This is a genomic window from Brachybacterium sp. p3-SID957 (genome assembly GCF_025144775.1).
GTDB lineage: Bacteria > Actinomycetota > Actinomycetes > Actinomycetales > Dermabacteraceae > Brachybacterium > Brachybacterium epidermidis.
Genome location: NZ_JALXKT010000023.1, coordinates 32336 through 43318 on the forward strand (window position 1 = coordinate 32336; position 10983 = coordinate 43318).

Genomic DNA, 10983 nt, shown 5'->3' on the forward strand with positions numbered 1-10983 from the left:
CCGGGCGTGAGCACAGCTGAGAACACCGATGCCGATCCGGTCCTCGTCGTCGACTTCGGGGCCCAGTACGCGCAGCTGATCGCGCGCCGGGTCCGTGAGGCCGACGTCTACTCCGAGGTCGTCCCGCACACCATGCCGGTGGCGGAGATCCTGGCTCGCAGACCGCTGGCGATCATCCTCTCCGGAGGCCCCAGCTCGGTGTACGAACCCGGAGCCCCACGCCTGGACCCGGCGCTGTTGGAGGCCGGGGTTCCTGTGCTGGGCCTGTGCTACGGGTTCCAGTCGATGGCCGCCGCACTCGACGGCACCGTCGCCCCCACCGGTGTGCGCGAGTACGGAGCGACGCGCCTGGAGGCCGTCGACGCCGCGTCCCAGCTGCTGGCCGATCAGGACGTCGAGCAGAACGTGTGGATGAGCCACGGCGACTCCGTCACCGCCGCGCCGGAGGGATTCCAGGTGGTGGCCACCTCCGCCGGCAGTCCCGTGGCGGCCTTCGAGCACCCCGAGAAGCGGCTGTACGGCGTGCAGTGGCACCCCGAGGTGGGTCACTCCGACCGCGGCCAGGAAGTGCTGGAGAACTTCCTGTACCGGGGCGCCGGCATCGACCCCACCTGGACCACCGGCAACGTGATCGAGGAGCAGGTCGAGAGGATCCGCGAGCAGGTGGGCGAGGGCACCGCCATCTGTGCGCTCTCCGGCGGCGTGGACTCCGCCGTGGCCGCGGCCCTCGTGCAGCGTGCCATAGGGGACCGCCTCACCTGCGTGTACGTCAACCATGGACTCATGCGGCAGGACGAGTCCGCGCAGATCGAGAAGGCCTTCGGCGAGTCCACCGGTGGGGCGAAGCTCGTGGTGGTCGATGCCGAGGACCAGTTCCTGCAGGCACTGGCCGGGGTCACCGACCCCGAGCAGAAGCGCAAGATCATCGGCCGCGAGTTCATCCGCACCTTCGAGCGCGCCCAGGCCGAGATCCTCCGCGAGCGCGGCCTGGTGGAGGACGAGGCCGGCGGCGGCACCCACACCACCAGCGAGGACGCCACCGCGTTCCTGGTCCAGGGCACCCTGTACCCCGACGTCGTCGAGTCCGGCGGGGGAGAGGGCGCTGCCAACATCAAGAGCCACCACAACGTGGGCGGCCTGCCGGAGGATCTCTCCTTCGAACTCGTCGAGCCGCTGCGCACCCTGTTCAAGGACGAGGTGCGCGCCGTCGGCTCAGAGCTGGGCCTGCCCGACGAGATCGTCTGGCGCCAGCCGTTCCCCGGGCCGGGCCTGGGCATCCGCATCATCGGCAAGGTCACCCGTGAGCGCCTGGACATCCTGCGGCGAGCCGACGCGATCGCCCGTGCGGAGCTCACCGCTGCCGGTCTGGACCGCGAGATCTGGCAGTGCCCCGTGGTGCTGCTGGCAGATGTGCGCTCCGTGGGCGTGCAGGGCGATGGCCGCACCTACGGCCACCCCATCGTGCTGCGCCCCGTCACCAGCGACGACGCCATGACCGCCGACTGGGCCAAGGTGCCGTACGAGGTGCTGGGCCGCATCTCCACCCGCATCACCAATGAGGTGCCCGAGATCAACCGCGTGGTCCTGGACGTGACCAGCAAGCCCCCGGGCACCATCGAGTGGGAGTGAGCCCCTGCGCCGTCGGGGACTTCGCAGCAGGCTCCGACCGATCGGCGGGGAGGCGCCTTGCCGCGTCGGGCGGCGAAGGGCTGCGTTCTGCGGACGTCGGTGAGCGGTCGTCCTCCGTCGACTGTCGCGACGTCGTCGAGTGAGAAGGGTGGACTGATGGCCGAGGCCGAGAGCGACACGATCACGACGCAGGTGCCCTCGAGGCTGGACCGCCTGCCCTGGTCCCGCTTCCACTGGCGCGTGGTGATCGGGCTGGGCAGCGTATGGATCCTCGACGGCCTCGAAGTGACGATGGTCGGCAACGTGGCCGCCCGGCTCACCGAGGACGGCAGCGGTCTGGACATCTCCGCCGGCCAGATCGGCGTGGCCGGTGCCATCTACATCGTCGGCGCCTGCCTCGGTGCGCTCGTCTTCGGCCAGCTCACCGACCGGCTGGGCCGCAAGAAGCTCTTCCTGTGGACGCTCGTGCTCTACCTCGTGGCCACCGTGGCGACGGCCTTCTCCTTCTCCCCTTGGTACTTCTTCCTCTGCCGCTTCCTGACCGGCGCCGGGATCGGCGGTGAGTACGCGGCCGTCAACTCTGCGATCGACGAGCTGATCCCTGCGAGGGCGCGGGGGCGGGTGGACCTGATCATCAACGGCTCCTACTGGCTGGGCTCGGCCGCGGGCTCCGCGTTGTCGCTGGTGCTGCTCAGCACGGTGCTGCTGCCCATCGATCTGGGATGGCGACTCGCCTTCGGCTTCGGCGCGGTCCTCGGCATCTGCGTGCTGTTCGTGCGGCGCCACGTGCCGGAGAGCCCTCGCTGGCTGTTCATCCACGGCCGCGAGGAGGAGGCCGAACGGATCGTGCGCGGGATCGAGGAGGGCATCGAGGAGGAACGGGGCGAGGAGCTGCCCCCGGCGGAGGGTTCGCTCACGATCCGTCAGCGCAAGGCGATCCCGTTCCGCGAGATCGCCTCGGTCGCATTCCGCAAGTACCCGCGGCGCTCGATCCTGTGCCTGGCGCTGTTCCTCGGACAGGCGTTCCTCTACAACGGCATCACCTTCAACCTCGGCGTTCTGCTGTCGTCCTTCTACGACGTCGGTGCGTCGCTCACTCCGCTGTTCATCATCTTCTGGGCGCTGTCGAACTTCGCCGGCCCGGTGCTGCTGGGACACTTCTTCGACAGCGTCGGTCGCAAACCGATGATCGCCCTCGCCTACTTCGGCAGCGCCGCGGTGACCCTGCCCCTGGCGTGGGTGTTCCTCAGCCAGACCGGCGGGCTCACCGCCTTCATGATCCTGTTGGTGATCACGTTCTTCCTGGCCTCCTCCGGCGCCAGCGCCGCCTATCTGACGGTGAGCGAGATCTTCCCGATGGAGACGCGGGCGCTCGCGATCGCCTTCTTCTATGCGCTCGGGACCGCGGCGGGCGGCATCGCCGGCCCGTTGCTGTTCGGAAGCCTCATCGACACCGGGGAGCGGATGCCGGTGGCCATCGGCTTCCTGATCGCCGCGGCGGTGATGTCCCTCGGCGGCGTCGCCGAGCTGGTGTTCGGCGTCCGCGCGGAGGGGCGGGAGCTCGAGGACCTCGCCGCCCCGCTCACCGCGCAGGAGGATGACGGCCCCGGCGACGGCGAGACCGAGATGGGCGCAGGAGAGACGGGTGAGCGGGCATGACGCCCCTGGGTTGCCTGGTGTTCGGCCACCGACCGGCCTTCCGCGCCGATGGACGCACGATGCGCTGGGAGTGCGAGCGGGGCTGCGGAGAAGGCGGAGGCACGAAGGACTACGACACCGCAGCCGAGGCCGAGCGCTTCGCTGCGGCCTTCGACCAGCGCGGTGACGCCCGCCTCGGCGAGCACGCCCCGCTACTGGGCATGTTCCCGCTGCGGCTCTGGCGATGGATGCGCGGGCGCCGCGGGCCCACCGCCTGACCGGCCCCGTGCTGCCCTGTGCACCGGCGGGTCACGCCGAGGGCGGCGGCTCCAGCAGACGCGAGGGGTGCGAGGGCGCGGTCGCATGCCAGGAGCGGGTGCGCTCATAGGTCTCCCATCCCATCGAGGCATAGATCCGGTCCGCGCCGGTGGGGGAGTCCTCGTCCACTTCGAGGTCGACGAACTTCCGCCCGCGCTCGGCGGCGTCTCGCAACGCTGCCCGCAGCAGGGACTTCGCGATCCCGTGCCCACGGGCGCTGCGGTGCACACCGAGGTACTCCAGATACGTGCCCTCGCCGCGGGTTGCGGTGGCCTTGATCAGGGCGGCGACGAGGCCACCCGCCGGCAGCCAGCGGCCCTCGCGCTCGATCTCCGCGATCCACCAGTGGTCCCAGTCGGCCTCGTCCGGGGCCTCGATCAGGCGCTGGACGAACTCGGCGAAGGACTCGCGGTAGGAGCCCCAGTGGTCGGCGAACGACTCCTCAAGCATCCGGTGCACGGTGCGGACGTCCTGGGCGACCGGCAGGCCGGACTCGTGACGGTGCACGCGCCGGACCCGGGTCCCCTCCCGCGGGGCGGGCAGCGAGGTCGCCTCCTCGGGTGAGACGGGGCGGCGCATGTGCAGCCAGGAGCGGACCATCTCGTAGCCTGCCACCTCGAGGAGCTGGGCGCGGTCGGTGTCCAGCGCGTTCGCGTCGGTGGTGAGCTTGGTGGCCTCCACGCCGCGGGCGCGGGCGAAGGAGCCGCCCACCTCGACCGCCCAGTCCAGCAGCGAGGCGGCGAGCTCCTCCCGCTCGGGGGCGTCGGCGGCGATGACGAACTGGACGTTCGTGCGCCCGCTCGCGCGGTCCTCGAGAGCGATCCACGCCAGAGGCGGCAGCTCGAGGGTGGGGGAGCCGTCGGCGCCGGCGGGCACGACGACGACCTGGCGCCGGGACCACGACTTCAGCCCCACCATCCGCGAGCGCAGTCCTGCCTCGTCGACCGCGGCCTCAGGGTCGTAGCGGCGCATCGCGGCCGTGAGCAGCTCGGTCACGGGGGCCACGTCCGAGGCGAGCGGCAGGCGCGTGGCGAGTCGGCCCTCGAGAGCGGCGGGCAGCGTGGGTGCGAAGTGATCGACGAGCAGCATCCGCCCATCTTTTCACGCGGGGACGGGAGGACTTCGGGCATCGGGGAGCTGGCGCGGGAGGGGACGGTGCTGCGGGGTGTCGCGATGCGTCGTCGCGCGGGGTGGCGACGGCGCGGGTCAGCGGGCGGGCTCCGCGCCGTCCTGCCCGTCGGCGTGGGGATGGATCGTGCGGATCTCGCCGGTGACGGGCACGGACCCGGCCGCACGCTCGCCGGCGAGCGCCCCGTCGGCGGCGGGGCCGAGCTGCTTGTCGGAGTCCGCGGCCATGTCCTCGGCGCTCTCGACGGTCTCGCGCAGAGGGACCTGCTTCACGAACAGCGAGAGCACGAAGGCGAGCACCACGAAGGGCACAGCGGTGAGGAACACGACGTGCATCGCCTCGCTCATGCCCATGCGGATCGGGTCCACGAGGAAGGCGGGCAGCTGCTCGAGCGCTGCCGGGTCGAGCACCGCGGCCTCGAGGCCGGAGGCGTCGAGATCGCCGCCGCCCTGCTGGAGCGCGGCGAGCTGCTCGGCGGGCAGGGCCGAGATCTGGTTCTGGATGGCGGTGCCCATCTGGGCGGTCATCACCGTGCCGAGCACGGCGGTGCCGATGGTCGAGCCGATGTTGCGGAAGAACTGGATCGCGGCCGTGGCGATGCCCAGCTCGCGCCGGGGGACGACGTTCTGGACCACGAGCGTGAACACCTGCATGCACAGGCCCAGGCCCAGGCCGATCACGATCATGGCCAGGGTGAGGTGCCACTGCGAGTCGCCGTACTGCAGGTTCGCCAGCAGCAGGTACCCGCCCACGAGCACGGCGCCGCCGAGCACGAGGAAGATCTTGTAGGTGCCGAGGCGCGTGATCAGCAGGCCCACCACGATCGAGGTGAGGATCATCGCGACCGACAGCGGGATCAGGATCGCGCCGGAGTTGGTGGCGGAGACGCCCATGACCCCCTGCGCGTAGACCGGGATGTAGATGATCGCGCCGAACATCGCCACCGCGATCGCGAAGGAGGCCGCGACGGAGAGCGCGACGATCGGGCGCAGCAGCAGGTGCATCGGCAGCAGCGGCTCGGGCACCTTGGTCTCGATGACGACGAAGGCGATCAGGAACGCGGCCGCCACCGCGTACATCCCGATGATCACGGGGGAGCCCCAGGCGTAGTCGTTGCCGCCCCAGGTGGTCGCGAGCAGGCCGACGACGAGTCCGGGGGTCAGCGTGATCAAACCGAGCAGGTCGACCTTGCCGTGCTGGCCGGCGGCCGGCAGGTGCAGGAAGCGCAGGATGAAGCCGAAGGCGACCACGCCGAGAGGGAGGGTGAGGTAGAACAGCCAGCGCCAGCCGAAGTTGTCGGTGATGGTGCCACCGAGGAGCGGGCCCACCACGGAGGTCACGCCGAAGACGGCGCCCATGATGCCCTGGTACTTGCCGCGCTGACGGGGCGGGATGATGTCGCCGATGATGGTCTGGCTCAGCGGCATCAGGGTGCCCATGCCCAGGCCCTGCACGGCGCGGGCGAAGACCAGGAACCAGAAGCCCTGGGCGAGGCCGGCGAGCACGGAGCCGATCATGAACACGGCGAGGCCGCCGAGGTAGAACCAGCGGCGCCCGTAGAGGTCGGAGAGCTTGCCGACGATCGGGACCGCGACGGCGGAGACGAGCATCGCGGCGGTCGCGATCCAGCTGTAGTGCTCGACGCCGCCGAGCTCGGCGACGATGCGCGGCATCGCCGGACCGACGATGGTCTGGGAGAGGGAGGCGACGAACATGCCGAGCATGAGCCCGACGAAGACGAGCGTGCCCTGGCGGTCGAGGCCGGTGAAGGCGGCGGGTTCTGCGGCTTCCGCCTGCGGTGCCCGGGTGATGGATGCAGTCATGAGGTCCTCGGGGGTGAGCGGTGGGGGACGGCCGCAGCACCCCGTCGGGCTGTGACTCGGCAACAATACAGAACTGTTGCATTGACTGCACTATTGCATCGAGTGCAGATTGAGTGATGTGTCGGACCTAGGATGGGAACGTGACTTCCGCGCAGACGACCGATGACCATGATTCTGCGGGCTCGGAGGAGCTCGGCCTGCGGGAGCAGAAGAAGCGCCAGACCCGCATGGCGATGCATCGCGCCGCCCTCGAGCTGGTGGTCGAGCACGGGCTCTCGGCGGTCACAGCGCAGATGATCGCCGAGCGCGCCGGGGTCTCCACCCGCACCTTCTTCAACCACTGGGCGACCAAGGAGTCCGCGATCCTCGGGATCAACGGCGGGGAGGGCGCGCAGGCGATCGCCTCGTTGCGGGAGAAGCTCGCGGTCATGCCGGCGCGCGAGGCGATGCGCTCGATCATGCGTGAGGCGATCGCGAACGTCCCCGTCGACCGCGGTCTGCGCGAGCTGAAGAAGCAGGTCATGGAGCAGGAGCCGAGCCTGCACCTGGTCTCCAGCGGAAACCTCCAGGCGATGCAGACCGAGCTGGTCGAGGAGCTCGCGGAGGCGCTCGAGGGCGAGTTCGCCCGCGATCATGCGGTGATCCTGGTGCAGGTCAGCTTCGCCCTGACCCGCAGCGCGTTCGCGATCTCCATGCGGCGCGGCATCGACCCGGTCCGCGCCTTCGACCAGGTGCTCACCCTCTACGACGGGTCGGGCACCGAGATCTGAGCCGGAGGCCGAGTGAGCCCGGGCCGAGGTGGGCAGGGTTCAGCGCAGCAGGCGCCCGAGGCCGCCGATCCAGCCGCGCCCGTCCTCGAGGCGCTCGGCGACCCCGCGCTCGAGGCGCGAGGAGCGGGGGAGCGAGGCGACGTCGACCGGTGGCCGGCGGCCGAACACGAAGAAGAGCGCCCCGTCGTCCATCCGGGAGCGCTCGAGCATCTCCCAGCGCGCGGCGAAGCGGGCGAGGTTCGAGCCCTCTCCCGTGATCTCGGCGAGCTGGTCGCTCAGCAGCCACGAGTCGCAGACGAACTCATGGCCGAACGCGGGCTCCTCCGGGCCGCGCCCCGCGCCGAGCTCGGGGTAGTGCTCCGTGAAGTAGGCGGTCGCGGCGTCGAAGGAGGCGTCGACCTCCGAGGGATCCAGCGGGCCCCGCGCCGGGATGTGGGTGCCGAGCACCCAGCGGCGGGAGCTATCGGCCGACGGCGTCGAACCGGCGCCTGCGAGCAGGGCGGCCCTTCGGCGGTGCAGGTCGAACTGGAGGCGCCCGAGGTGCACGAGCCGTCCCGCCCAGTTCATGCTCACCCAGTTCTGCTGGTGGAGGCCCAGGCGCCCCGTGCCGGCGCGATGGACCCGCATCTGCTGGCCGAGATCGGCGAGCACCTCCCAGGACTGCTCGGGAGTGAGCCCGCGGACGGCGTGCCAGGCGCGCACCGTCGAGGTCGAGACCAGCAGGGCGAGGATCGCCACCAGACCCTCCCCGGGGGCAAGACGCCGCTGGAGGGCGTCGTGGCGCTCCTTCTCGGCGGCGAGGTCGACCTCGGGCACCTCGAGTCCGGCGGCGGCGCGCAGACGGTTCGCGGTCTCGGCCACCTCGGCCAGCACCTCCGCGTCGGCCGCGGCGGCGTCGAGCAAGGGGAGCAGGTCCGAGGCGTCCTGGTCGGTGATCCCGAGGTTCTCGAGCAGGGCGGCGCGGGAGGGGGCGGTGAGCATGACGCGTACGTCCGCGGCGGCGAGCTCGTCCTCGGCACGGATCTCGGCCGGCGGGGGTGGCTTCATGTGATCACGGTAGCGGGTCAGCCGCGTTCTCCCGCTACGATCGGTGCGTCCCGACCGCGAGCGCGCCGGTTCGCCGGCGAGGAGGCCATGATGACCAGTGCGCAGCAGGATCCCGCCACGCCCGGGACGCAGGACGCCCCGGCTTCCCGGGCACAGGACGCCCCGGCCGCGCCGCCCGCGAGCTCGTAGAAGGCCGAGGCGATCCGCACCGCCTACGGCTTCGAGGGTGCGCGCATCCACCTCGGCGCGATGCTCGACGGGGACGAGCCGGACCCGAGCGTGCCGGTGAACCTCGCCGTCTCGATGCTGAACCGCCACGGCCTGATCGCCGGCGCCACCGGCACCGGCAAGACCCGCACCCTGCAGGTGATCGCCGAGCAGGCCGCCCACGCCGGCGCCGCCGTGTTCGTGGCGGACATGAAGGGTGACCTCTCCGGCATCGCCGTGCCCGGGCCCGCCTCCGAGAAGCTCACCGCGCGCTGCCGCGCGAGGCCAGGAGTGGATCTCCCGCGCGGCTCCCGTGGAGTTCTACAGCCTGGGCGGTCAGGGCCAGGGGGTGCCGATCCGCACCACCGTGAGCGACTTCGGGCCGGTGCTGCTGAGCAAGGTGCTGGATCTCAACGAGACCCAGGAGAGCTCGCTGGGCCTGATCTTCCACTACGCGGACCAGGGCGGTCTGGCTCTGCTGGACCTGAAGGACCTGCGTGCCCTGATCCAGTTCCTCACCTCCGAGGAGGGCAAGCTCGAGCTGAAGGGCATCGGCGGCATTTCGACCGCCACCGCCGGGGTGATCCTGCGCAAGCTCACCGCCTTCGAAGCGTCCGGGGCCGATGTGTTCTTCGGCGAACCGGCCTTCGACGTGCAGGAGCTGCTGCGCTCCACGCCCGAGGGCACCGGGATCATCTCCTGCCTGGAACTGCCCGGGGTGGCCACCCGCCCGGGGCTGTTCAGCACCTTCATGATGTGGATGCTCGCGGAGCTGTACCAGGAGCTGCCCGAGGTGGGCGACGCCGAGGTGCCGAAGCTGGTGTTCTTCTTCGACGAGGCGCACCTGCTGTTCAAGAACGCCTCCGCGTCCTTCCTGGACCAGGTGGTGCAGACGGTCCGGCTCATCCGCTCCAAGGGGGTTGGGGTCTTCTTCATCACCCAGACCCCGAAGGACATCCCCGGCGACGTGCTCGCCCAGCTGGGCAACCGGGTCCAGCACGCTCTGCGGGCCTTCACCCCGGACGACGCGAAGGCGCTCAAGGCCACCGCCTCCACCTTCCCCACCTCGGAGCACGACCTCGAGAAGGTCATCCCCGGGCTCGGCACCGGCGAGGCCATCGTCACCGTGATGAGCGAGGACGGCGCCCCGACGCCGGTCGCGATCACAGCGGTGCGCGCCCCCGAATCCGCGATGGTGCCCGCCGGGGAGCAGGTCATCGAGCAGGCCGTCGCCGCTTCCCCTCTCCAGCAGAAGTACGGCACCCCCGTGGACCGCGAGAGCGCCTTCGAGATCCTCGCCGAGCGAGCCGAGGCGGAGGCCGAGGCCGCCGCAGAGGAGGGCGCAGAGCCGGCGCCGACGTCGACGCGGACAAAGGGCGCCGCGGCCCCTGCCCGGAAGCGCTCCTCCGGTGCGAAGGACGAGGGTGTGCTCGCCAACCCGGCGGTGAAGTCGTTCCTGCGCTCGGCCGGGACGGTGCTGGGCCGGGAGATCACGCGCAGCCTCTTCGGGACCCGGCGCCGACGGCGCTGAGCGTGGGGAGGGGAAGCATCTGAGGTCAGATGTCAAGGGGTAGAGCTACCCATCGACATCCGGCGGCGTGGACCCTAGCCTGATCGGGCCCGGGGCGTTCGGCCCGCTGGGACGGCCCCGAGCTCGTCGAGGCGGTCAGCGGCGCGCCTGCGGCCCCGGGTGGCCTCCATCCCCCCGCATCGAAGGGACCGACATGCCCGATCTCACGACGACCGCTCCCCGGCTGACCCGCCGCGGAGCCCTGCGCACGCTCGGCACCGCCGCGCTCCTCGGGACCGGCCTGGCGGCCGGCAGCGCCGCGCTGTCGGCGCCGGCCTCCGCCTCCGGCCGCGTCGAGACCGCCTCGAAGCACCTCTACCAGCCGAACTCTTACTACTGCGGCCCGACGTCGGTGTGGATGGTACTGAGCGCGAAGATGGCGACGCCGCCGTCGCTCGCGACGATCGCCGCGCACCTGGAGACGGAGGAGTACGGCGCCACCCCGTTCTGGACCATCGACGACTACCTCAGCGCGACGATGCCCGGAGCCACCTACAGCTTCCAGAAGGTCCCCACCAAGCCGGCGACCTCCTACTCCGCGAACCTGCTGTGGGAGCGCGTCACTGAGAACGTCCGCAACGGGTACCCCTCGATCGCGTACTGGCAGGCCCCGGCGGGCTCCTACCCGCTGTGGCACGGGAACACCAGCCGCATCGGGCACTACGTGGTGATCGACGGCTACGACCCGGACACCCGCGAGCTGCTCATCGCGGACCCCGCGGGCAGCGCCCTGGGCGGGTTCACCGCCCCGGCCTACTACTGGCTGCCCCTGTGGCAGGTCGCGAACCTGTGCGGCGTTTACGACGGCTGGGACGCGGGCTATTTCTGGTGACAGCTGGCTGATCCCGTCGT

Annotated in this window: 8 protein-coding genes and 1 pseudogene; 6 read left to right on the forward strand and 3 right to left on the reverse strand. The window is 71.0% G+C overall.

Features of this window, described 5'->3' with window-relative positions:
* Positions 1 to 6: 6 nt before the first annotated feature.
* From guaA to M3B01_RS06880, 3 genes are all read left to right on the forward strand, one after another.
* Positions 7 to 1629, forward strand: coding sequence for a glutamine-hydrolyzing GMP synthase (guaA, locus tag M3B01_RS06870; RefSeq protein ID WP_259790502.1), 1623 nt, complete (start codon positions 7 to 9; stop codon positions 1627 to 1629).
* A 156-nt stretch (positions 1630 to 1785) separates the two neighbouring features.
* The gene (locus M3B01_RS06875) at positions 1786 to 3288 is read left to right on the forward strand and encodes an MFS transporter (RefSeq protein ID WP_259790504.1); all 1503 of its coding nucleotides are present in this window, start codon (positions 1786 to 1788) and stop codon (positions 3286 to 3288) included.
* Positions 3285 to 3545, forward strand: a complete 261-nt coding sequence (locus M3B01_RS06880; RefSeq protein WP_259790505.1) for a hypothetical protein — start codon at positions 3285 to 3287, stop codon at positions 3543 to 3545. Before M3B01_RS06875 ends, M3B01_RS06880 begins: the two co-directional genes overlap by 4 nt.
* Before the next feature lie 31 nt (positions 3546 to 3576).
* Here the strand turns inward: M3B01_RS06880 and M3B01_RS06885 are convergent, their stop codons facing one another.
* Positions 3577 to 4674, reverse strand: a complete 1098-nt coding sequence (locus M3B01_RS06885) for a GNAT family N-acetyltransferase (RefSeq protein WP_259790507.1) — start codon at positions 4672 to 4674, stop codon at positions 3577 to 3579.
* 117 nt (positions 4675 to 4791) lie between these two features.
* The gene (locus M3B01_RS06890) at positions 4792 to 6537 is read right to left on the reverse strand and encodes an MDR family MFS transporter (protein ID WP_259790508.1); all 1746 of its coding nucleotides are present in this window, start codon (positions 6535 to 6537) and stop codon (positions 4792 to 4794) included.
* 140 nt (positions 6538 to 6677) lie between these two features.
* Between M3B01_RS06890 and M3B01_RS06895 the strand changes: the two genes are divergently transcribed.
* Positions 6678 to 7307, forward strand: coding sequence for a TetR/AcrR family transcriptional regulator (locus M3B01_RS06895; protein ID WP_193865521.1), 630 nt, complete (start codon positions 6678 to 6680; stop codon positions 7305 to 7307).
* 39 nt (positions 7308 to 7346) lie between these two features.
* On the opposite strand, the gene M3B01_RS06900 is transcribed toward M3B01_RS06895, so the two are convergent.
* On the reverse strand, positions 7347 to 8354 hold the full coding sequence (locus M3B01_RS06900) for an acyltransferase domain-containing protein (protein WP_259790511.1): 1008 nt from the start codon (positions 8352 to 8354) through the stop codon (positions 7347 to 7349).
* A 201-nt stretch (positions 8355 to 8555) separates the two neighbouring features.
* Here M3B01_RS06900 and M3B01_RS06905 point away from each other — a divergent pair.
* Both M3B01_RS06905 and M3B01_RS06910 read left to right on the forward strand, forming a co-directional pair.
* A pseudogene (locus tag M3B01_RS06905) lies at positions 8556 to 10092 on the forward strand (helicase HerA-like domain-containing protein).
* 193 nt (positions 10093 to 10285) lie between these two features.
* A complete protein-coding gene (locus M3B01_RS06910) occupies positions 10286 to 10963 on the forward strand; it encodes a C39 family peptidase (RefSeq protein WP_193865518.1) in 678 nt (225 codons plus the stop codon).
* The last annotated feature ends 20 nt before the right edge of the window (positions 10964 to 10983 follow it).